The sequence below is a fragment of the Providencia sp. NPDC089933 genome (assembly GCF_049545585.1).
Lineage (GTDB): Bacteria > Pseudomonadota > Gammaproteobacteria > Enterobacterales > Enterobacteriaceae > Providencia > Providencia huashanensis.
Window position 1 is genome coordinate 253,964 of record NZ_JBMWDT010000005.1, and the last position, 23,860, is coordinate 277,823.

Annotated in this window: 23 protein-coding genes and 1 pseudogene; 15 read left to right on the top strand and 9 right to left on the bottom strand. The window is 37.9% G+C overall.

Annotated features, from left to right (window positions below):
* Positions 1-143: 143 nt before the first annotated feature.
* From ACPEH5_RS09835 to ACPEH5_RS09885, 11 genes are all read left to right on the top strand, one after another.
* Positions 144-1,322: a PrgH/EprH family type III secretion apparatus protein gene (locus ACPEH5_RS09835; protein WP_129466906.1), complete on the top strand. Its 1,179-nt coding sequence runs from the start codon at positions 144-146 to the stop codon at positions 1,320-1,322.
* 25 nt (positions 1,323-1,347) lie between these two features.
* A complete protein-coding gene (locus tag ACPEH5_RS09840) occupies positions 1,348-1,683 on the top strand; it encodes an EscF/YscF/HrpA family type III secretion system needle major subunit (protein ID WP_187550807.1) in 336 nt (111 codons plus the stop codon).
* Between the two features lie 56 nt (positions 1,684-1,739).
* Positions 1,740-2,036, top strand: a complete 297-nt coding sequence (sctI, locus tag ACPEH5_RS09845; protein ID WP_164975530.1) for a type III secretion system inner rod subunit SctI — start codon at positions 1,740-1,742, stop codon at positions 2,034-2,036.
* A gap of 3 nt (positions 2,037-2,039) precedes the next feature.
* On the top strand, positions 2,040-2,789 hold the full coding sequence (sctJ, locus tag ACPEH5_RS09850; protein WP_129466904.1) for a type III secretion system inner membrane ring lipoprotein SctJ: 750 nt from the start codon (positions 2,040-2,042) through the stop codon (positions 2,787-2,789).
* Positions 2,773-3,345 carry a hypothetical protein gene (locus ACPEH5_RS09855; protein WP_071548810.1) on the top strand — a complete coding sequence of 191 codons (573 nt, stop codon included), beginning with the start codon at positions 2,773-2,775 and terminating at the stop codon, positions 3,343-3,345. The genes sctJ and ACPEH5_RS09855 overlap by 17 nt, the downstream gene beginning before the upstream one ends.
* Positions 3,323-3,973 (top strand): hypothetical protein, encoded by a 651-nt coding sequence (locus ACPEH5_RS09860; protein WP_210815586.1) that lies wholly within the window; start codon positions 3,323-3,325, stop codon positions 3,971-3,973. Before ACPEH5_RS09855 ends, ACPEH5_RS09860 begins: the two co-directional genes overlap by 23 nt.
* Positions 3,954-4,439 carry a hypothetical protein gene (locus tag ACPEH5_RS09865; protein WP_129466902.1) on the top strand — a complete coding sequence of 162 codons (486 nt, stop codon included), beginning with the start codon at positions 3,954-3,956 and terminating at the stop codon, positions 4,437-4,439. Before ACPEH5_RS09860 ends, ACPEH5_RS09865 begins: the two co-directional genes overlap by 20 nt.
* Before the next feature lie 303 nt (positions 4,440-4,742).
* Entirely contained in the window at positions 4,743-5,171 is a 429-nt protein-coding gene (locus tag ACPEH5_RS09870; protein ID WP_129466901.1) for a winged helix-turn-helix domain-containing protein, read from the top strand.
* A 14-nt stretch (positions 5,172-5,185) separates the two neighbouring features.
* A complete protein-coding gene (locus tag ACPEH5_RS09875; protein ID WP_281110830.1) occupies positions 5,186-5,617 on the top strand; it encodes a hypothetical protein in 432 nt (143 codons plus the stop codon).
* A 205-nt stretch (positions 5,618-5,822) separates the two neighbouring features.
* Entirely contained in the window at positions 5,823-6,452 is a 630-nt protein-coding gene (locus ACPEH5_RS09880; protein ID WP_210787176.1) for a LysM peptidoglycan-binding domain-containing protein, read from the top strand.
* A 122-nt stretch (positions 6,453-6,574) separates the two neighbouring features.
* The gene (locus ACPEH5_RS09885) at positions 6,575-7,159 is read left to right on the top strand and encodes a hypothetical protein (protein WP_210787175.1); all 585 of its coding nucleotides are present in this window, start codon (positions 6,575-6,577) and stop codon (positions 7,157-7,159) included.
* Positions 7,160-7,219: 60 nt separating this feature from the next.
* On the opposite strand, the gene ACPEH5_RS09890 is transcribed toward ACPEH5_RS09885, so the two are convergent.
* On the bottom strand, positions 7,220-7,681 hold the full coding sequence (locus ACPEH5_RS09890; protein WP_042843327.1) for a MarR family winged helix-turn-helix transcriptional regulator: 462 nt from the start codon (positions 7,679-7,681) through the stop codon (positions 7,220-7,222).
* Positions 7,682-7,790: 109 nt separating this feature from the next.
* On the opposite strand from ACPEH5_RS09890, the gene ACPEH5_RS09895 reads away from it, so the two are divergent.
* Positions 7,791-9,620 carry an FUSC family protein gene (locus ACPEH5_RS09895; protein WP_423727032.1) on the top strand — a complete coding sequence of 610 codons (1,830 nt, stop codon included), beginning with the start codon at positions 7,791-7,793 and terminating at the stop codon, positions 9,618-9,620.
* Positions 9,621-9,633: 13 nt separating this feature from the next.
* Here the strand turns inward: ACPEH5_RS09895 and ACPEH5_RS09900 are convergent, their stop codons facing one another.
* Both ACPEH5_RS09900 and ACPEH5_RS09905 read right to left on the bottom strand, forming a co-directional pair.
* Positions 9,634-11,148, bottom strand: coding sequence for an MFS transporter (locus ACPEH5_RS09900; protein WP_042843325.1), 1,515 nt, complete (start codon positions 11,146-11,148; stop codon positions 9,634-9,636).
* Position 11,149: 1 nt separating this feature from the next.
* Positions 11,150-12,232, bottom strand: coding sequence for an HlyD family secretion protein (locus ACPEH5_RS09905; protein ID WP_210814574.1), 1,083 nt, complete (start codon positions 12,230-12,232; stop codon positions 11,150-11,152).
* Between the two features lie 140 nt (positions 12,233-12,372).
* Here ACPEH5_RS09905 and ACPEH5_RS09910 point away from each other — a divergent pair, with 140 nt between their 5' ends.
* Complete coding sequence (locus tag ACPEH5_RS09910; RefSeq protein ID WP_071547578.1) at positions 12,373-13,011, top strand: TetR/AcrR family transcriptional regulator C-terminal domain-containing protein; 639 nt, start codon at positions 12,373-12,375, stop codon at positions 13,009-13,011.
* A gap of 22 nt (positions 13,012-13,033) precedes the next feature.
* Here ACPEH5_RS09910 and norR read toward each other — a convergent pair whose 3' ends face one another.
* Positions 13,034-14,548 carry a nitric oxide reductase transcriptional regulator NorR gene (gene norR, locus ACPEH5_RS09915; RefSeq protein ID WP_129466894.1) on the bottom strand — a complete coding sequence of 505 codons (1,515 nt, stop codon included), beginning with the start codon at positions 14,546-14,548 and terminating at the stop codon, positions 13,034-13,036.
* A 179-nt stretch (positions 14,549-14,727) separates the two neighbouring features.
* Here norR and norV point away from each other — a divergent pair.
* Together norV and ytfE are read left to right on the top strand one after the other, a co-directional pair.
* A pseudogene (norV, locus tag ACPEH5_RS09920) lies at positions 14,728-15,921 on the top strand (anaerobic nitric oxide reductase flavorubredoxin); the annotation flags it as partial.
* Between the two features lie 62 nt (positions 15,922-15,983).
* The gene (gene ytfE, locus ACPEH5_RS09925) at positions 15,984-16,646 is read left to right on the top strand and encodes an iron-sulfur cluster repair protein YtfE (RefSeq protein ID WP_042843317.1); all 663 of its coding nucleotides are present in this window, start codon (positions 15,984-15,986) and stop codon (positions 16,644-16,646) included.
* Between the two features lie 47 nt (positions 16,647-16,693).
* Here the strand turns inward: ytfE and ACPEH5_RS09930 are convergent, their stop codons facing one another.
* The 5 genes from ACPEH5_RS09930 to ACPEH5_RS09950 all read right to left on the bottom strand — a co-directional run.
* A complete protein-coding gene (locus ACPEH5_RS09930; protein WP_042843316.1) occupies positions 16,694-17,038 on the bottom strand; it encodes a hypothetical protein in 345 nt (114 codons plus the stop codon).
* A 193-nt stretch (positions 17,039-17,231) separates the two neighbouring features.
* Positions 17,232-18,602, bottom strand: a complete 1,371-nt coding sequence (locus ACPEH5_RS09935; protein WP_042843315.1) for a class-II fumarase/aspartase family protein — start codon at positions 18,600-18,602, stop codon at positions 17,232-17,234.
* A gap of 14 nt (positions 18,603-18,616) precedes the next feature.
* Positions 18,617-20,173 (bottom strand): PTS transporter subunit EIIC, encoded by a 1,557-nt coding sequence (locus ACPEH5_RS09940; RefSeq protein ID WP_042843314.1) that lies wholly within the window; start codon positions 20,171-20,173, stop codon positions 18,617-18,619.
* 180 nt (positions 20,174-20,353) lie between these two features.
* Positions 20,354-21,094: a MurR/RpiR family transcriptional regulator gene (locus ACPEH5_RS09945; protein ID WP_042843313.1), complete on the bottom strand. Its 741-nt coding sequence runs from the start codon at positions 21,092-21,094 to the stop codon at positions 20,354-20,356.
* Positions 21,095-21,365: 271 nt separating this feature from the next.
* Positions 21,366-23,860 (bottom strand): fimbria/pilus outer membrane usher protein (locus ACPEH5_RS09950; protein WP_423727033.1); only part of this gene is annotated, 2,495 nt, incomplete at its 5' end.

The window sequence follows — 23,860 nt, forward strand, 5'->3', positions numbered from 1 at the left end:
CGCACAAAACACAAAGGAATAAAGCAGAATACTTCATACTTTGCCTCCTCACCCCTTAGTGTAAATGAATAAGATCTATTCAGCTGACTGAATAATATTTTCACTGTTTAATACGTTTAAATAATTTTATTGAGATTACATGTATGACAGACATAAATAACCGCACTTACATTATGAGGATCGCCAGTGGTGAAATGTGCGATCAGGAAATAATAATAAATTTAGATGCTAACTTGATTATTATTGGTGAGGATAATGATTACAAAACTAATATTTCTGATGAAGGGTTCACGAGTTACTCGATACCCAGCCATCAGGAAGCTTTTACCTTCTCAATCATTTCCTATGAAGACCAGATCGCGATTGACCTTCATACTAAAAATCAAAGTAAAATCATCCCAATCAATCTGCATGAGACTGTTTTAAAAGAGCTATTTCCTTTTGCGATTAAACGTATCGATACACCTTGGGAGCTCCCTCTTATGGAGGAAACTATTCCAGACAGTACTATTAAAACAGAAAAAATGAGGCATAAATTTAAAAAATCGCCATACGCCAGCAAAATAATAATCGGTATATCAATAATCACACTGGCATTTATCGGTTTCATGTCTATTCCCTATAATTCCGAAACAACAAAAACAATAGTAGAGAAAAAAAGACACGCTATTGAAGAGTTGATTAATGGAAACCATTACCCAGTCGTGGTCACTGAAGGCAAAAAAGATGAAATCCTGGTTTTAGTTAAAACTCAAAGGGATTTAGATTGGAGCATGCAACGTCTATTAAAATCTAAGTATCGCAATCAATTTAAAATAAATAAAATCAGTTATGTTGAATATGAAATAGAGAATAAACTAGCAGAATTCATTCCTAACTTGTTAAAAATAAATATTGATAACCCATGCAACCCTACTATAAAACTATTAAAAGAAAAAATATCAAGTAAAGAAATAGAGTTTATCAACCAAACATTCTCAAGTTATTTTCAATGTTATAGTAAAAGTGAATTTAAAACTTCAAACATTGATGAATTAATAAAAAAATCCGAACTAGGATTAACAGAAAGTAATGTTCAATGGCATAAAATAACCGAAAATAACAAAACAATCTTCGTTATTAAAGATAGTTTAAATGACAAACAAACTACTTCATTAATAACTTTCGTAAGTTCGTTTTATCAACAATGGGGAGAAAGACAAATTCAATTTTCTATTTCATTAGCCAATAATGAATTAACAGGCAAGTCTTTTATCACAAAATCCAATGGTTATATTTTATTAGGTAACAACCATTGGTTATTCAATTCAAATAGATTTTAATATTAACAAAAAAGAGGAAGTTATTATGCCAACTACTGGTTCAACTACAGGTTCAACTACAGGTTCAACTACAGGTTCAACTACAGGAGAATGGGACGCATCAACCTTCGAAACCATCGACTCTATACGAAGTAAATATGGGATGATGTACCGTGCTTCCGCTGGTATCAGTACAAGAACAAAAGCGATTGCAGACGAATTACATGCTATGCTTAATAATTCCACACTTGAAGTAGACAATCCATTAGTACTAGGTCAGATTACCGCATTAAGTGGTAACTATAATATGGCACGTCAATTACAAAGCAACGTCATGAAATCGATTAAAGACGCCGCTCAAGCAATCATCCGTAACGTTTAATAAGCCTATAAGGGAGCTGTTATATATAGCACCCTTATTTTCTATAGGATAAATTTATGATTACCCCAATATCACTTTCTACATTACCTAATATTACCGATGATATTAAAACAGCAGTACCGATAGGTTCATTTGAAGACAAAGTAAAACAATTATTTGCAGAATATACTGCAGCAGCTAGTAATGAAAAAGCCAATTTAATTAATCAAGCCAATAATACAGATGTCAGTAACCCAGCTAAATTACTTGAAATTCAAAATCAAGTCGGTAATTACAATTTAGCCATGAGTATGGTGAGTACACTAACACATAAAAGTGTTTCCGCGATTGATACGGTATTAAAAGCACAATAAGCCATGAATATTTTAAAGAAACTACTGTTAATTAGCTTTGTAGGTTTATTACTGGGGTGTGATAACCAATTACTACTCAGTAACTTAAGCCAACGGCAAAGCAACGAGGTGCTAGCGATTTTGCAGGAGCATGGCGTTGAAGCTCACCGTAAACACGATAATAAAACGGGAGACTCCATTCGAGTTTCCCCCGACAACTTCGTGATTGCTGTCGACTTATTGCGCCAGTATAACTTGCCATCAAAAGACCCAGTCGAAATTATCCAAGCCTTTCCTGGTGATTCACTGGTCGCTTCTCCGCAAGCAGAGCGAACACGTTTACTTTCTTTGATTGAACAACGCCTTGAACAATCATTACTGTCTATTCCACAAGTCGTCAATGCCAGAGTACATGTCAGCTACCCATTAAATGGCAATGGTTCGGCTAAACAAGTACAAAAAATATCAAGTCTGGTGACATATTCAGGGAATGAAGACCCCAAGATGATGATGAATAAGATCAAACTGTTTTTAAACAGTAGCTTTGCAGAAACCACTTACGATAATGTTTCTGTGGTGATTGTTAACCGACCACCATTGCAATACCAAATTAAATCAGAACCGACAGGTTTAATTAACCCAATCATTCTGGGTGCCATTATTAGCATTATCGTTTTATTGTTTGGCTTATTAGTTTTTATCTGGAAGCGCCAAGCAAATAAAAAAGCCCCCATAAAAATGGTTGAGAATGCGCCCAATGCAGAGACTAAATAAACTCCTTATTCAACAGCAAGATATTTTTCTTGCACCTGGTAGCTATTTCCACTCGGAATTTAATGGTGATTTTTATCATCAATTACCCGTTTTATTACAGGAGCAGCATAACCACAAACTGATAGAGCAATACGCATTACCCAGCGCAAACCCTCGTACTCCCTTATTGCCTAACGTACTATCCATACACTGGAAGCAATTACCCATTGTGGCAGTGCACATTGGAGGGGTAATGCAAACGGAGTCTCAGCAACAATCAAGGAAATTACCAAATAGTGAAACATTACGCCGATATTTCCGCAGGCCATTAAATGCCCAAGATATATTAAACAATAATGCACCTACCGCATTAATTGCATTAGGTGCTGCAAAGGTTTTATCGAGTTTAGCCCCTTTTGGCAGCGCTTATATCCTACGTGCTAAGTATATGTTTAATCGTGAAATTCAACAAATGATCCCAGCACATAGAGAAACAATGTTGCCTTGGAATATCATTGAAGAAATATGCCATTATATTAATAGAAACAAAAACAATGAAAATACCGCCATCAGTTAAAGAGACTTCACAAGAAAGAGTGTTAATTAAAAAACGAGCTTTAAGTGCCTCTCAATACAAAAAAAATGTAATTCAATATGCTCAATCTAAGGCAAATGATTACTACCAGCAGGCAGTAAGTGAAAAAGAAAGCATATACCAAACCGCTTATCAGCAAGGTTATAATGATGGTGCTAAACAATTACTTGCCGATTTCATTGAAAGCCTTAATAACAGCGAAATCGCATTACAAAAACGACTTAGCCAAAGTGCAGAACAACTTGAAACGTTACTCGTTAAATTGTTTAGTGACCCACGCATAAAGGATATTGTGGCAGATTATTTTCTTCATCAACAGGAAAACCCTTGTAATATAAACCTACACCTTCCCGCTGATATGCAACCCTTTTTGAAAGAGCAGCATTCTGGAATACAAGTTCAAACAAATACAAGTAGCACAACCATTGCATTAGAGGTAGATAATAAAATTTGTTATTTTTCGCCATCAATTGCTGCCAAAAATACGTTACCGCAAATTTTTTCTGTCGCTAACCGCTGCCAAATTATAGAAAAACGGAAAAAAGCGTATCAAGCGCTAATTACATTATTGAACATTCATCGAGGCGAACATGACTCTATTAGTAAATAATCTAAACTCATCACCACTGTTGACGTTAACGCCAGAACTTACTTTGTCATCGAAGCAAGACATTCAACAAAAAATGACAGCGGCGTCCAACCCAACCTCTTCATCTACTTTAAATGATAAAAAAACTACGGCTATCCCCATGTCATCGGAGACAAAAATGAAAATTGATCTTTTCATTAATCAATTAGAACAAAAAGATAGCGAGAAAGAGTTCTTTGCCTACTTTTTTAAGACCATGATCCACTTAAGTAAAAATGAAAAAGAAGAGTTTATTGCTGGAGCTTCTCAAGCCCTTTCATCACGCCCAGATGAAAAAGTCCCGTCACTTAATGACCGATTTAATAAAGCTTTAAAGCGTTATATCTCAATCAGCCTGATGAGTGCACCTATATCAGAACAACTCAACCGTAATATTGGTCAGATAAAATTAGAAACTGATGATGAGGATGATGTTGAGATCATTTAATTTTACCGCCCCCATCAATTTCAATTGTTGGGGGTATTATCAATCATTAATAAATTTCGTCTTAATTTTTAATAAAAAACATACGACCTGAACTCGCCCAACAAAAAAATAAAAAATATCACTATTTTTTTGATATATATCCCCACCATAAATGCCTTAAATTTACCCTGTTGTCATAATATGTCTTAATATAAAAAAACGACCTTATTTTTATGTAATATCATTTTTTTATATTGAAGCATATATTATCGCCAGTTAGGGTAGATATGACTTATTATCAATTTATTAATTATGGAAAAATGTATGAGTAGTGTTGATTACAATGAAATCGAGCCAACGGTCTTATTAGCTGAACAAGTCGTTTATGACCCATTAAAAAGAACCCTTTCACGAGGGAAAATATCCGCTAATCTTACCGAAAACGAGTCTTGTTTATTAAAAATATTATTAACTAAGACAAGCAACAAGAGAGAAGTTATGTATGAAATTTGGGAGAAAAGAGGAACTATTGTGACTGAAAGTAGCTATTACAAGTTAGTTAGGCAGTTACGCCAATCTTTTAAAAAGGTTGATTTAGACGAAAATTTGATTATGACCTTACCTAGAATTGGCATTTTATATACTGGGGAAAAATCAGAGATGCCTATTTTATCAAAATACAATTTAGGAAACACATTATATTCTTATATTAAATGTTTCTTCCAGAAAATCTTTGTCCGTTCATTCCAATAAGTTGAGTTATTATCATGCTAATTATTAAAGCATTAAGAAAAGCATATAAGTCTTTGTTACCTATATTATTTATTAGCACATTGTTAGGCTGTAGCTATTTTCCTAAAAACTTTCTAAGCAACACAGACCACCAATTACAAGGGGAGATTTATTCACAGTCAATCATTCCTGAAAATTCAGAAATTACTCTATCTATCAGCCCAATAGATACATTAGCATCACCAAAAGAGAGTTTATTAAACTATCAACTACACACCAATGAAGCTAGCAAGGTCATTAGTTTCAAACTCGATTTACTTGAGGAGCTTGTTAATAATGCTCCAAATTTAGGCATTAGCATCCGAGTTGAAAAAAATGATGAGTTAATCTTGATGAACAATAAAGTAACAGAATTACCTAGGAATTTGTCAGAAAAAATCACACTTTCAGTATCATCAACAAAATAAGTATATAAATAATAATTCAATTAAAATTCCGTGACGAGTTTATACAAAAAACAATATCATTAATGAAATAACCGCTAAAATAAAACCATAAAATAAATTAATTATCACTCTATGACGTTTATTTTAGCCCCAAGGATGGAGCTAGGTATTTCCATTGAAATACACCATAAACATATTCTTAATTTATTCTATTCGGAGCTATTTGATGAAAACCGGAGCATGGGACCCTATTCCTAAACATTACAAAATAATAACTTGGCTAAATATTATTAGCCAAATTAGTTTTCCTTTGCCCTGTACCTTCACCCCGATCATGGCGAGTAGTTCAAATAACAATAACGTTAAATGGTTGCCAAACACCGCCTCTCTAAACTACCGTCAAACCCAACCCTATGTTTTAAAAGAGGGAGAAAGCACGGCGACCATCGCTAAACACTATAATATGTCCGTGAATTCACTAAGGAAATTGAATCAATTCCGTACCTTCGCCCATTCATTTGAACAATTAAAGCCGGGTGATGAATTAGATATCCCCATGGCTCCCCTCCCAACAATCCAGTGGGATGATATAAAACAGCCCCAACCGGCAGCAACGCCAACCCCCGAAGAAATGAAGTTCGCTCAATTCACCACTCAAGCGGGTAAATTTCTCTCAAATAAACCCAGTGTAGATTCAGCCGAAAAGCTAGCTCGCAATATGGCGATGTCAACAGCAAGTGATTCTATTCAACAATGGCTAAATCGAACTGGCAACGCTCAAGTTCGGCTCGAGGCAGACAAGGATTTTTCACTCAGCAAGATTCACGCATTGGCCTCAACATTAACTATTATTTAGGAAAAACGTGAAAACAACATATTGACTCAGAAGCTGTTAGTAAGCTTCGTTCATTAGTTGGCAGTCGCTACGATTTTGTTAACCGAAATAATAATATCATTCTACAATATCAAAAAAGTGATGTGATCCACCTGTCATTCACTGATGTTATCACTGGTTTTGCGGGAGAGAAAAAACCTTTACCTTTCAATGTGAATAGCAAGAATGGCTTCGATCACGTCAAATCGTTAGCCCCTCAAGTCGTTGCAGCCGTCGGTCAAATTATTGATGAAAAAAATGGCAAATACAGCATCATAAAGCCCGACTATAAATTTGAAGTTAATAAAGATGATAGCAATAATAAATGTAAAGCGAATTTGGATATCTTTAGAAACCCGCGACATTTTATGATCCAGCCAATCACTAAACTGGATATAGGCAGTAAAAAATTACTGACGCCACTGCGTATTAACCATACCGTTGAACACGTCAAAAATAGTGCAGATAATGTTGATTTTCAGAACTATTTTGAATTTACCACGTCAGGACGATATAAATTCAATAGTATCGAGAGAAAGTACTCTGTACTAAGTAATTGTTTACGCAATGAGTATGGAACGGGGAATCTAAAAACTCATTTGAAATTTGGTGATAAATCAGCAACTGTTAACGAAATAGAGTTTTATTGGGAAGGAGGAAACCGATATCCTCATAAACCTAGTATTTAAATAACAACTTGATTTAACCACTAAGCCAGTTGCTAAACTCAACTGGCTTTTTATTGAGTCTCACTGCGTTTTCCCTTCGCATATCAAAGGAAAATCATCTGCTGAACTTTCAACCGCACGCTTAGCTAGGCTCTCCAAGGAAGCAAATAATTGCTGCGCTTCCAGTTCAGATAGATCAGCGGCTAAGTAGTCATTCCACTTATCTAACTTATCATTCAATTCACCTACGATAGTGTGACCAAGTGGCGTCAACGATATATGGTAAGCCCGTTTATCAGTTTGGCTATTGGTTTTCACTATCCAGCCTTTGTCTAAAAACTTACCGATCCCTCGCGTTGTTACCGATTTATCCACCACCATCGCTTTCGAAATTTGTTCTAGTGTAGAGGCATCATATTGATGAACATGTAAAATCATCAAACATTCAATCGCATTGAGCCCATAAGGCTCCCCCATCCATTTCATATAATGGTGAGCCGCTCGACTGATCACCCCAAATACCCGAGCCTGTTCTGTACGCATAAAACCCTCTTTAGTTGATTTTATCAACTAATTAGTCGATAATCACACCGCAATTGGTTGATTTTATCAACTACTAACCCATTTAACACGCCAAATTTATCGATAATCTATGCCACATAATACAAATTTACTGCTTCGCTTAGGGTTTAACCCTATGCGCTTTCGTTTTGCTATCATTACCGCTTGCGCATCGATTGCCGCCCTTTTTATTGCACAATATTTACAACTTGTTCACCCACAATGGGCCGCTATGACCGTCTGGGCCTCAGCACAACCTTGGCGTGAAAACCTACTGGAAAAAAGTTGGTGGCGTTTCGCGGGAACCGTGATAGGCGTATTAGCTGGGGTGGTATTAATTCAACTACATCTCATCAACCCCTTATTGTTTATCGTAGGATTAGCTATGTGGTTAGGTGCATGTAGTGGCATAGGCCAACTACAAAAAGGCTTCGTGGCCTATGGTACCTTTTTGGCAGGTTACTCTGCGGTGATGGTCAGTATGCTCAGTGTTCACAGCACCGATGACTTGTTTATGGTAGCTTGGGATAGATTGTGGACAATCCTTGTCGGAGTGCTTTCAGCGGTGGTATTCAATTTTTTGTTTACCCCAAAACGTGAACAAGAACCTGTGATTACCCTTAAAAACCAAATTGATACGCAGTTTTATCAAGTTATGCACCAAGTGATCGAGAAAAAAAAGCCTATCAAACAACAGGATATTGAACAACTGTGGCAGGCAATGGTGAGCTATGAAGATATTTTAGAAGCTAACCGTATTGGCTGGCATTATCACCGTAAACAGGTCGCCAAAGCACGGCAAAAACTCATTTCCCAAAGCCAGATATTGCTACACTTAGAACAATTTCAATCCATGCCATCTTTCTATTTCCCATCACAGGAGCCCACGGATACCCAATGGAAACATATTTTATCTTTGTGCCCGAATGGTGCGCTCAAAACACTGCTAATCCCCCTTTACTACGCAATGTTAGGTAAATCAATCAAACGCACGAATCAAAATGACCCGCTAAAACTTCATCAAAATAAGATTTCTGCTTGGCATGCTTTTACGCGTTCCTTTGTTACCATAGGTGCCGTGGGGGTTTTGTGGCTATGGACACAATGGCAAGCTTTAGCCTATCTCACACTCGGTCTTTCCGTAATGTTAGCACTGTTTGCTTCTATCGATTACCCAGCAAAGTTTATGAAATACATCTTTACCGGGCAATTTTTTGGCGCGATTGTCGCATTAATTTGCACTTGGTGTTTATGGCCTTTCGCCTCATCATCATGGCAGATGACATTGTTAATCATCCCAGTAATCATCAGTGGCGTTGTGATTTATTCACACAATAAATTAATTCTGATCGCATTTGACTACATCATGGTTTCGCTGATTTTACTACAACCTAGCTACCCATTTCCCCTCACATTTGCGCAAAATGTGGGTAATGCTATCGCAGTGGTATCCGGCCCGCTCGTCGCGATGGCGGCTTTTGCTTGGATTTTCCCAACCAACCCTAAAAAACGTTACCAGCAATTAATTCATCTCTCAGAACAGCAATTTAAGCAAGGGATAAATTTGCTATTAAAAGGCAACAAACCATCAACAACCCAGATAATGCATCGCTTACTTAGCGGGTTATTACTAGCAAGGAAAAATAAACAACCTTTTACCTCTACAATACATTTTTTTGAAATCAACCATGGTATTTGGCTAAATTTATTTATCCTTAACAAAAAATTTGCCCATTCTCCATCCAAGAAACGTGCATTACTTGTCCTTGAAAAACGAATACAGCAAAATCACTTAGAACCTAATAAGCTAAACCAACTTATTAATCGGTTACAAAACCAAAATAAGCCGATTAAAGAACTTGAACAATTGAAAGAATACTTAATCAAGAAAAACTCAATGCATTGTTTTCTCTCCCCCTGAAGGAGGTTAGAGATTAGCGACTAAAAGGGACAATATGATTCTCTGGGCTAGGTTTTAAAAAACAAATCAGTACAAGTACGATGATAGCAATGACGAAAATAAGACTAAATCCATCAATAAACGAGCCAACATATGATTCTCGATTAATTAACGATACTATAGACATAGTATTATTTTCAGTACTTAGCATTTGTTCACCTGTTTGAATAAACGCAGTTTTATGGCCAAAATGCTCATCAAAAGAAATACGTAAATACGTATTCATTAATGCCCCAGCAAGCCCGGGCATTAGTACTCTTGCAATTGAAACATAAGCACCTAAATGCAGCGCAAATTGCGGTTGCATATTCACGACAAATAACGAGATTAACCCGATTAATACTAAACATTCACCAACGGATTGTATGATCATTAACGGAATAAATTCATGTATACGCCATTGGTAATCAATTTGCATACCGAGCAGGCAACTATAACCCATTAATACAACACCAAGCGTCATTAGTAATCGGCCATCAACCCGCTTAGCAAACCAAACGGCAATTGGGCTAAAAATTAAATAAGCGATAAACGCAATATTCGTGACTTCACCAATTTGGAATGGTTTTAACCCCCCCACAGACGATAAAAATGAAGGAATAAATAGGGAATTAGTCAACATTAAGAAACCGTACAAACAAGAAATAATAAAACAAATACACAAATTTCGATTAGCTAACCAATTGGGATGAGCAAAGGTCTGCTCAAAATATAATGCTCTCACGATAAAAATAGTAAACAGTGAAGCACTCCCGATAAGACAAGAAATAATAAAGCCGGAATCCCCCCAACCCAACATCTCACCTTGTACAACACCTATATATAATAAAACCAAACTTAGAATTTTAAGGAGCATTCCTCCCCAATCTGTTTTCTCAAAAAGCCCATAATTTATTTCACTTAGCGGTAATCCTTTCCATGCGAATATGCATATCATTGCAGCAAACAATGCGCATCCCCAATACAGCCACTGCCAGCCAATAACCTCAATAAATGACCCAGAAACACCAACCCCCGCATCCATTCCTAAAGAAACCCTTAAGCTGTAAGCAGCCATGACAATCAACCAGACATTAGGTTGTAAATTTCTTAGTGCTAAAGAAATTGTCATTGGCAAATAAACACCTAAGCTCAAACCAATAATAAAATGAATAACTAGTAATTCTGTAAACCCATAATTTCCTCCAATAATAGGAAAAACAACAAAAACACCCAGTAAAATAGCACTTGTTGCCATCAATATCCTTTCAGCGCCTAAAATAACCATAAACCAAGGGGTTAATGTCATACTGGTTAATTGAGCTGCATTTAAAGCAATGTTTAACCAACTTCCCTCCTGAACACCAAGCGCAAAAACCCCCCGTAAATCACCTAATGAAAGGGAAAACATACGAGTAAATAATGTCGATAAAATAGCGCCAAGAAAAACAGAAACTACAGCTAATAAAGGTTTTGTTTCCTTTGCACCGTGAAATAAGCTTAAGAACATCTTATTTACCTTTTCTAGCCATACTTTGTGTATCAATATCCACAACTACTGACATACCTGGACGCAACCTATCTAAATGATTTTGTTCAGATAAAAAACTAATATAAACCGGTATACGTTGAACAACCTTAGTAAAATTCCCACTACTGTTATCCGCGGGAATTAATGCGGATTCCCCACTGCTTTGCGCTCCAATATCGCGCACAACACCTTTAAAAGTGGAATCTGGAAAAGCATCAACCATGATAGATACCGCTTGCCCCGCATAGACATTTTTCAGTTGTGTCTCTTTTAAGTTTGCAATGATATAAGGCTGCTTATTAGGTGTGACAGTAACAATCTCTGTACCGGGTGTAACAAGGCTACCAATATTCAATTTAACTTTATTTAATTGCCCATCAAATGGAGCGGTAATAGTGGCATAAGAAGTTTGAGTCTCCGCTTGTTTTAAATTCGCAAAGGTAATATCCCGTTCTGCGACCCGTATTGATTCTTGCTGGCTTAATATATATAACGATTGTTTGGCTTGTTCCCATTCCGCTTTCGCTGCTTGTTCTAATTTCATTAAGCGTTGTAGATCTGAATTGGCATCCAAATAATTTTGTTGGGTAATTGCGCCACTTTTAATTAATGCTTTACGTAGCAATGGGCTCCGCTTCATTTGCTGAACTTCAATACTCGCGGCTTGGTAACGGCTAAATAACATTTGAACAGTCAGGTCTTGCTCTTTAATTTCATCCGCTAGATTGCTGAGATTTTGTTGAGCCTTTTGGTAATTAGCTTGCGCTATTTGCTGCTTGAAATGCTCTTCTTGATTATTAATTTCTGCGATAACGTCACCACGCTTAACCAATTGATAATCATCAACTAAAATACGAGAAACATACCCTGTCATACGCGACTTTAAGATAGCTGAATCTGCTTTAATATAAGCATTATTTGATTCTTGGTAACGTTTAGTTCCCTGCCATTGGTCCCAATTCAAGGTTGCAAAAAAGATCAAAAAACCAATGCATAACACACTAAGCCACGGTGTTAAGGAAATGATTCTTTTTGATAATGTTTTAGATTCATTTGTCGTCATTTTATTAACCTCAATGCGGCCTAACAGTATGTTAAGCATTGCCGACTGGATGAATAATATTGATAATCTAACATTGTTAGGTTTATAAAATATGTTAAACTAACATTGTTAGATAATAAAGAACAAAATGAGAATTATTTATGAGAACGCCAAAAATCACACGTTTACAGGTACTTGAAACAGCCTTAACACTGCTTGAAACTGAGGGGATTGAAGGGTTAACCATGCGAAAACTTGCCGATGCCATAGGTATTAAGGCAGCTTCGTTATATTGGCATTTCAGTAATAAACAAGCCTTGCTTGAAGGAATGGCTGATCACATTGTCGCGACAGTGGCGATTAATTTTCAATATAAACAAGATTGGAAAGCGAATCTGATTACGCTCACATCTCAACTAAGAGATGCATTATTACAACATCGAGACGGCGCCCGTGTTTTTGCTGGAACCTATGTTATTTCCGATAACGTATTACGCATTAATAATGCGTTGATTAAAACATTTGTGCAATCAGGGGTTTCTGCCAATCAAGCCGCTAGCAGCACCATGACTGTTTTCTATTTTATTTTAGGTTGCTGTATTGAACAGCAAGCCGCTATTTTTTCTGCTGATAGCGATTTAATTAATAAAGAGTCTGAGTTTAATCAGTTGTCGCAAGACAAATTCCCCTACACATGGGAAGCAAAAGAAATGCTATTTTCTAACAACTACGACCAGCGATTTATTGATGGGCTAAATCTTATTATCAATGGGTTAGAGAAAATAAGCACCAAAGGCTAACAAACTCTCAGTATTCTAGAGCTTATTTAAGGCCTAGTCGTTTTGCTAATCGGTGTAAGTTGGCAATATCTAAAGAGAGCTCCCTTGCACAAGCAGACCAGTTTTGATGGTTTTGCTCTAATACCTGTGTGATCAGTTTGCGCTGAAAATCATCTGTCGCATCGCGTAAATTTTTTATCGTTGGAATTGCTAATGGAGCCGTAGTTGTTAATTCATGGTCATGGTAATCAAATGTGAAATGTTGTGGCTGTAAAATAATATCGCCAGTCTCACTTGATGCACGAGTCAAAACTATCGCACGATGTATCGCATGCTCTAGTTCACGGACATTACCCGGCCATGAATAGTTAAGTAAATACTGCTGCAATGGCGCACTCAATACCACACTAGACAACCCAAATCGCAGCCGATACTGTTCACAAAAATAGCCTGCTAATAACATAATATCTTCGCCGCGCTCTTTTAGAGGCGGCACAAATAATGGGAATACACTTAAACGATGAAATAAATCTGCACGGAACCTTCCTGCCAAAACTTCTTCACGTAAATCTCTGTTCGTTGCAGCTAATACACGCACATTTACCCGTAAACTACTGTCATCCCCCACTCTTTGTATATCACCATATTGTAAAACTCGCAGTAATTTAGCTTGCAATGATGGTGACAATTCGCCAATTTCATCTAAGAATAAAGTGCCATTATCGGCCATTTCAAATTTGCCCCTGCGGTGGGTAATTGCCCCCGTAAAAGCCCCCTTTACATGCCCAAATAATTCACTTTCTGCAACACTTTCTGGTAATGCCGCACAATTTAAATAAATTAATGGATGGTCAGCACGAAGGGATTTTTCATGGATGGATTTTACAACGAGTTCTTTGCCTGTTCCGGTTTCTCCCCCCACTAAAACATTTAATTCAGAGGTCGCAACAATCTCAATTTCTTTCTTCAACTGTTGCATACGGATTGATAAACCAATAATTTCAGTCTGACCTGTCGGTTTAAATAAAGCAGGCTGGCTGGGGAGTATATTTTGCTTTTCAAGCTGTTCAATCAGCAATGCATTATTTAATGCTCCTGCGGTTAGTGCGCTAACCAATCTTAACGCTTCATCACTAAATGCATCGAATTGGTCTGGCTCCATACCATCTAACGTCAACGCACCAATTAAATTTTGCCCTGCATACAAAGGTAAGCCGACACAAGCATGAACTTTAAGGTGTTGATGATGCGGTATTAGCCCATCGTAGGGGTCTGGAAGTTGGCTGTCGGCAGGAAAACGTACGACATCTCCGGCCCTTGCAATGGCTTCAAGGCGTGGGTGAGCGTCTAATAAAAACCGCCGCCCTAAAACATCAGGCATTAACCCATCAATAGCCAACGGAATAAATTGACCCGATTCATAACGCAACAAAGCACAGGCGTCACATTTTAGTGATTGCCTTAATGTGGTGATCAGGCGCTGAAAGCGGTCTGAATGCTCGATGCCACTTTGTAACTCTATTGCGATTTTTGCCAAGGCCTCTACGGAAAACCCCATCATGCATCCTTATAGTCAATTTGACTAAGATTATAGTCATAATGACAACTCTAAGTATAGTCATTATGACCTACATTTAATTCTCAAAATACAAAAAACGCATAAAATCAATAAATTATATTATTGGCATGAATATTGATTATGTATCTCTATATACCGAAAATATAGGGAAAATTAAGATGGCTATTCATGTAAAAAATAATATTCAATGGGTTGGGCAACGTGATTGGGAAGTACGAGACTTTCATGGAACTGAATACAAAACACTAAAGGGAAGCAGCTATAATAGCTATTTGATTTGTGAAGGAAAAAATGTACTCATTGATACCGTCGACCATAAATTTAGCCGTGAATTTGTTCGTAATCTCCGCGCACAAATAGATTTAAACACGATTGATTATATTGTGATTAACCATGCAGAGGAAGACCATGCGGGTGCATTGACTGAACTGATGAGCTATATCCCTCGCACTCCTATCTACTGTACCGCCAATGCCATAGACTCAATCAATGGTCACCATCATCACCCAGAGTGGAATTTCCAAATTGTTAAAACCGGTGACACCCTCGATATTGGCAATAATAAGCAATTAATTTTTATTGAAACGCCAATGCTGCATTGGCCAGATAGCATGATGACTTATCTTACTGAAGATGCAGTACTTTTTAGTAACGATGCTTTCGGACAGCATTATTGTGATGAACGCTTGTTTAATGATGAAGTTGACCAAAATGAACTTTTTGAACAATGTCAGCGTTATTACGCCAATATCCTGACGCCATTTAGCCGTCTTGTCACACCAAAAGTGAACGAAATTTTAGGCTTTAACCTACCCGTCGATATGATTGCAACCTCTCATGGTGTTGTATGGCGCGATAACCCAACACAAATTATTGAATTATATTTAAAATGGGCTGCGGACTACCAAGAAGATCGCATTACTATTTTCTACGATACGATGTCTAATAATACGCGTTTAATGGCAGATGCAATTGCCCAAGGCATCAATGAAGCAGATCCGAACGTTGCAGTTAAAATATTCAATGTCGCTCGCAGTGATAAAAATGACATTATTACTCATGTATTTAGGTCTAAAGGTACACTAGTCGGTACCTCAACGATGAATAATGTCATGATGCCTAAAATTGCAGGAATGCTAGAGGAACTTACGGGTTTACGTTTCTTAAATAAAAAGGCCGCGGCTTTTGGTAGTTTTGGGTGGAATGGCGGCGCTGTTGACCGCGTGCAAACTCGTTTAATGGATGCTGGCTTTAATACCGCCTTGTCTTTAAAAGCCAAATGGAAACCAGATACAAAAACGTTAGATGACTGCCGTGCATATGGACGAGATATTGCTCGTCAATGGGCGCTGCCAGCTTAAAACCGACTCACAATAACAACCTCAAGCCTGTATTATTTTTAAAGGACCCCAACATGCAATTAAGAGATAAAACACTCGGACAATTGGCGTTATCTATTCCAAGAGCCTCATCATTTTTTCGCCAATATAATATGGATTTTTGTTGTGGTGGAAAGCAAACGCTAAGCCGTTCCGCAGAAAAGTTAAATTTAGATATTGAGCTGTTAGAAAACCAATTAGCTGAATTATCTACAGAGACATTAGAAAAAGATTGGCGAGAAGCACCACTTAGTGAAATTATTGATTTCATTGTTGTTCGTTATCATAACAGGCATAGAGAACAGTTACCCGAGCTCATATTACAAGCGCAAAAAGTAGAACGAGTTCATGCCAACAAACCCACGGTACCCAATGGGTTATCCAAATACTTAGAAGCTCTACTTGAAGAGCTTGCAAGTCATATGATGAAAGAAGAACGTATTTTATTTCCAATGATCAAAAATGGATTAGGGCAAAATGCAGCGGGCCCCATTAGTGTTATGGAGCAAGAACATGATGACGCTGGCGATTTATTAGAAGCGATCAAAAGCATTACTCATAATGTAACGCCACCACCAGAAGCCTGTACGACTTGGCGCGTTTTATATAATGGTATTAATGAACTAATCGATGATTTAATGAACCATATTAATTTAGAAAATAATTTATTATTCCCTAGAGCATTAGCTGGAAATTAAAATTATCGTCATAGCATATCGCTACTCAGCAGTGAGTAGCGATGGTTTTACGACGGCCAAAGCCCCTCAGATTCAATCGCTAACGAAACGATATCATAGGTATTTTTATTCCATTTATTTTCTGTACAAGTGAAAACGAGTTCAGTTGGAGGAACAAAGCCCGTTTTGGCATCAACCCCTTTTGAACCAAAAACAAAGGCGAGCAAAGCCGTAAATGGTGCTGAGTTTACGGCCAAATCAGTGAGATCTAATTTGATTTTTTTTATTTCCTCGTCATTATCAAAATAGCCCGTAGCATAAATATAAATAGTACTTTGTTTTTCTGAGGCGTGGTTAATACTCGGTAATAAGAAATCAATTTTTTTCGCAGTAAATCGATATTGTTTTAACATAGATAATATCCATCTTGATGAGATAATAATTACCACCAATTTAAAAAGTATATCTATATATAATGAATAAGTTTCTTATATTCAAACATATCAATTAACACAAACTATAAAATTATATAACAGCACTGTTATATAATTAAAAAGAGTTACCTAATAAAATAGGTAACTCTTTATTTAGAAATGACTAATGATTTTATTTATAGTGTTGCTTGATTTGTTGCGAAATAGCCAATCCACGCCTTGCTTCTTTTTCCGCGATTTCCACCGATAAACCAATATAGGATCTTGGGTCCAACATGGCTTTGATTTCGTCATCACTGAACGCTGCGGTGATCACACTATTTTTAGTCAGGTTGGTATAAAAATCTTCACCATCAGCTGCCGTCTTAATCGCTTCTTCGTATAACAGTGCGTGAGCTTTATCTTTACCTAATTTTTCTGCCATCTTCATCATGACGTACTCAGTATTATCTAATCCTTTATTTCTAAGTACGTTATGTAGCATTCTGTCCTCATGAGGAACGATGGTTCTAGACAGCTCTTCCGTCCTTAAGAGAATTTCTGTCGTCAATTCTAAAGCTTCTTCTATTAGCCCATCGAATAACATATAGGAACTACTGTCCCCTTCATATGGTCTTACTGCAGAATACATTCCTACACTTGGTAAGGAATAAAGTTTCTGCGAATTAGCAATAATTCCCTTGGCTAATTTTGGGTTAATTTTATGGGGCATCGTACTACTGCCAACGGTACCCTTAGTAAACCCTTCAGAAACTTCCGCTATTTCTTCTAAGGTTGTGCTATAAACTTCTTCGCCGATTTTATGACAAATGTTAGCCATCAGTGCCAAATTCGCCATATATTCTAATTTATGGGTACTGAGGTTTCTTGATGGCACTTCCATCGCTTCCATTCCAGTTAATTCAGCGACTCTTTTTTGCACTGCCATGCCAACTTCTGGCATCGAGTTAAATGCACCAACCGCCCCTCCCATCATAATGGTGAATACGCGTTTTTCACATTCTTGCATGCGCTGATAACAATCAATGAAATCACTGATCCAAACTGAAACCTTATAGCCATAGGTAATCGGAATAGCATGACGCCCATGAGTTCTTCCTGGCATGACCATATGTTTGGTTCTTTCGGCTAAATTCGATAAGTTCTCAATAATTTCGCTCAGCAACAACATAAATTTGTTGTGTACTGTTTTCATCATATACAGCTGTGAACTTTGCTGAATATTCTGCGTAGTAATACCGTAGTGAATATATTTACCACTTTCTTCTGAGCAGGCGTTCACGAGTACCTTCAAAAAAGGTACAAAGCCATGGCCAATTTTTTGGTAAATACGGTTCATTTCTTCAAAATCAATATTCTCTATAACCGCTTTTTCTTTTATTTCATCTGCCGCAGACTGGGGAATAAACCCCAACTCTGCTTGCGCTTGAGCTAACATTGATTCAAACATTAACCAAGTTTTATATTTCGCTTCATTAGATAGCAGATCTTTTATACCACGGTCATCAATTGTTTTACTTTTAGAATCGTATAATGCTCTCATTTTGTGTCCCTTCTCTATTTCTTCATTGCTTCATCAACAGCATTGCGAACAAACTCAACCTTCGGTCCATAAACAACGTGGACATGGTTTGCCGATGGAAAGAAGAATGCGGTACATCCTGATTCCAACATTAAATCTTTATTGATTTTATTGACTTCTGCGACATCGATACGCATACGGGTAATACAGTTATCTACGTTACGAATATTTTGTTTACCGCCTAAAGCTTCAACCAGAATTTCCGCAATTTCCCCATAACGCTTTTCTTTAATTAATGTATTTTTCAAGTTACTCGATTCTTCACGTCCTGGCGTTTTAATATCAAATTTGATAATCGCCCAGTAGAAGATGAAATAAGTGACAACCGCTAAACAGCTCCCGATGATGACTAAGAATATCCAGTTAGTGTGCTCGTACAGCAATCCAAAGATAGTAAAATCGAATACTGTTCCTCGAATATAACCAATAGCGACTCCAGCCAAAGACAGTAATACCGCGCCGATACCTACAATGATGGCGTAAATTAAATACAGTAAAGGTGCAATAAATACGAAAGTAAATTCGAGTGGTTCAGTCACGTTTCCGAGCATCGCAGTTAATACCATCGTAACTAACATGGATTTCACTTCTGCACGGTTTTCTTTTTTCGATGTTTTATAAATCGCTAATGCGATCGCTGGGAACAAGAACAAGGTCACTAACATTTGCTGCTGTGCCATAAAGCGAGTCAAGCTTGGCATCATAGCCCAATATTCACTGTCAGGGCCTTGTTTAAATAAGACTTCTGTTAATGCAGGAACAACACCGACAAAGGTTTGTCCATCAATAACATACGTACCACCCGCTTCTGTAAATCTAAATAATACGTTCCAAACGTGGTGTAAACCAAAAGGAATAAATAAACGCTCACCACCCGCAGTAAAGAACGGACCTACTGGGCTTAAAAAGACGGCTGATAGTTTCATTAATCCCATAACTAACACTTCCCAGATGAAAGGAAGTGTCGCACCAACTATGATCATCAAGCCAATCATAATGATGGAAACAGATTTCTTACCTGAGAAAAATGCAAATGCGGTTGGTAGTTCAAGGTTATAGTATTTTTCGGTTGCCCATGATGCAATTAACCCTGTAATGATCCCCCCCGCAGCACTGATATTTAAGGTTTGTATGCCAAGTACTTTTATCTGCCCCACTTGACTCATGATTGCTGCATCAGCAAGTTTACCTGTTAGAACTAACCAGATATTCATGGTAATCAACAAGGTCAAGTAACCGACTACGGAGGCAAAAACCGCAATCCCCTTATCTCTTTGGTTCATACCATAAGCAACCCCCATGGCGAACAAAAGAGGAATATTATCGAAAATTACCCCTGCAATAGAACGAATACTGATGAGTAATGCGTTAACAGTTTCATTTCCAAGGAATGGAAAACGCGCGATCATATAGGTTTGAACTAACGCGCCACTGATGCCCAATATCATACCAATAGGTGCTAAAACACCGATTGGAAGGAGTAATGTTCTCCCAAAGCGTTGAACAGATTCACCAAACTTTCTTCTGGCCATACTTTTTCCTTATGACTTCTATTATTAGAATTAAAGGCATACTAGCTCGGGGGTTTTATAAAAGAAATGATGTCTCGGTTTTAAAGATTATCTTAGGTCATGATTTATGACCTAGGTCATTTTGAAACGACACTTTTTAAAAGCGTGTTAAGTGAAAATTAAAACTAAGTGGAGCAGTAACTAAAGTAAGCTTTCTAGTTCATTAATCAGTAAATCGACGAGAATAAAAAAACCAATTCTCGATTTTGTGTCATCGCGCTTAGTGTCATAACTATCAGCAAAGCAGAAAAGCGAGTTATCAGTATAGGTGGTTAACTCATTCGTGTTAAATGCAGTCATACTAATGATATTCGCCCCTTTTAACTGAACAATTTTAGCCGTTTCAATAATTTTTTTAGTCCCACCAGATAAAGAAATAAATATCACGGTATCATCTTTGCTGACTAACCGAGTGAAGGAATCAGAAAGATTGTAGTCATTGATAAAAAAGCAGTGTAAACCGAGTGCAAAAAGTAAATGCTCAAGGTAGTAGCCAACCGCTTTGCTTGTCCCTCTTGCAACAATAAAAATATTTCTAGAGCCATGCAGAATCTTAGCGCAATCCTTAATTTGTTCTTCATTTATTAAGGTAAAGCTCTTATTAATATTCTTTTCTAACTGTTTTTTATACGATGATATATTTACTTTTTCTATTTTATTTTGCTCTAAAATAGAGTTGTTAATTTGAAACTTAAGCTCTTTGAACCCACTAAACCCTAATTTTTGGGATAAATTAATAATTACCGTTTTTGATACAAAGGTTTTAGCAACTAATTCATTGATATTTAAATAAGGGATATCCGCTATATTATCTGTAAGATATTTTAATACTTTCTTTTCGCTAATGGTTAAATTATCGTAATTTTTCAAAAAATCTAGCATACCCCCTCCTATCAATGTGATGAGTTAACCCATCATATTATTGACCCAAAAATAACTTAGTCAGTCACATTAAATCAATGTAGGTGCTCAATCCGCCGATTATACGATAGATCATAGTGCGATGGGGGAGTTAAAGAGAGTTTTTTGTGAGTTAGCCCGACAATTTAATGAAAGCAAAAAAATTACCTATCTTTTGCTTAGTATCGATGAATGAACATAAGCAAAAAATAGGTAAAAAATAAATAATAATGTGTCTTTTTAGCCCGTCTGACTACTGGCATTCCGCCGTTAAAGTTCTTACTGGCGAATCTGCAGTAACTGCAATCGTGTCTAATGCAGAATAGTTAATGGTACACTGACCCGATTGACCACCCCATTTAACGTTAATACGACCAGTATTTGGTAACCCACTCATGTAAAGTTGGCCATTTGAACCCACAATTCCGGTATTGATATCGTTTTCATCGTCTTCTGATACTAACGTCGCGATCGCCCCAAAAGGTGGGATTTTTCCCGTGGCTTTCAGATTAATAATCGCTTGATAACCAATTTTGGTTTTAAACTTACGCTTAATAACCGCCCCTTCCGTTGGATATACCATCATCGAGGTGTCTTTAAAGGTCGTATCATCCGGTAATGTGTTCACATTAACCGCAATTTGGTTAGCCGTGTTACTGGATAACTGAGGAATAATGGCATTCCCAAAGCGGTCAAATTGCGCGCCAGAGGATAATGACGCCCCTTTTGCCCCCTCTGCGGTGATAATCGCAATCGTATCCCCCACGTTTGGCGACAATGTGATCCCATCTGAATGCGCAACTATACCGCCACTTAGGGTACCGTTCATTGAGCGGCTCATATCTGAATAGCTGTAACCGGCTGATAATGTTGCGTTGTTCGCGGAGTAAGTCCCATTCAGGCTTCCCCCGTAGTTGTTATTGTAACTGTCATAGTTCTGGTAGATACCATAACTAAAGCGACTCTTCATCGCGCTACCAGTTAACCCTGCTTGATGACGAGTTTCACCGTGCTGATCTACACTGACCCCATAACGCGCGCTCATGGTTTGTGCCATTTCACTGTTCGTTAATAAGCTGAGCGGCACAGACACATCAAAGGAAACCACGCGGTTCTCAGGCCAAGTATTGTTATAGCTCTTCACGCGGTCAACCATATAACTGAGACTATAAGAAACCCCTTTATAGTTATTGTTATAAGACACCCCAACCGAGGTATTTGAGTTTTGGCCGCCCCAATAAGTATTTTTTGACGCTCTTAAAGAAAGGGAACCATAAGAGTCAAAAGATTGGTTAATTGAGGTTTGGAAACTATAACGTTGACGCGCTCCCGTCCAAGGCGCTAAGTCATCTTTAATCGCATAACCGGCATTATTGTAATCTGAGAACGAATAGAAGTTCTCAGAGGTATAACGTAATGCCGTTAAGTCAAATGAGGTCCCCGTTGACAACAAACTTTTTGAGTAACGGATACGATAGGATTGCCCTTTGAGGCTTTTCCCTGAAAACCGAGCATCCGAGTGGGTAATATCGGTAGATAACGCCCCTAATACACCCAACGATAAGCCGACCCCACCCACAAAGGAGTTATACCCATTAGAAACTAACACCCCACCATAAGTGGTAATGTTATGTGGTAGCCCGATGCTGAAGGAACCAAGCGTAAAGTTTTTCCGCTCAGAGTCCACGGCAATTCCGCCATTGTAGCGACCCGCGGAAATTTCATAATTATAAGCGCCTTGGCGCTCCATCATTGGCAGCGAGGAATAAGCCTGAGTGAAAACGGTTTGTTTGCCGTTTTCTTCTTCAACCGTGACTTCCATATCCCCGGCTAAGCCGCTGGCAGGGATGTCACGAATAATAAAACGCCCTGGTGCCACAAAAGTTTGGTAGACCACACTGCCGTTCTGGCGCACAGTGACAGTCGCATTGGTGTTCGCCACCCCTTCCACTATAGGTGCAAACCCTTGCATGCTGCTAGGGTCAAGCTGAGGGTTTGATTTTAGCGTGGCGCCTTTCATAGGAATGGCGTCAAAAATATTCCCACCGGTCGAGATTTCCCCGGCTTTTAGCGTTGATTTAATCGCATTAATGGTGCGATAGATATAAGTATTGGAAAAGTTGGAGTCACTTGTGCTGGAAGACCCACTGCTTTTACTGTAGTTATATAAATAACTCGTTCTTAGGCGCCATGGCCCCATGTTGATCCCTGCATTGATATTACTAAACAGAGAATCACTGGTACCTGCTTTTTGGTGATATTTGCCCAGTTGGCGGTTATTACTGTAGTTAAAGACATAGTCCATCACTAACGCGGTAACACCATCATCGCGTAATTCAGGCGGTACATAGCCAGCAAAGTTTGGCACCATGGCAATTTGAGGAACGGATAAATTCACCGTCAACGTTTGTACATCAAAGGTGATGGCAGCATCGGCAATGTAACTGGATAAGTTTTCAATCTTCGTGTCTTCACTCAAATCTCTTAACTTGGGCAGAGATGCCGTATTAACACCCAGTTTTTTCAGTTCGCCGACTGTAAAGACGGGGGCAACATGACCATCTTGCTGTTTTTCAAATGCGAGATTAAATTCCCCTGACGGGATCATGTTAACATTAACGACCACGTCATAGACGCCGGGCGTTAATGTATTGTTATCTGCAAAGTCATTTAAATCGAGTTGAGAAACGTCTATCCCACTGCCGTGCATTAATAGGCCGGGGTCAAAATACGATTCGGCATGCATAA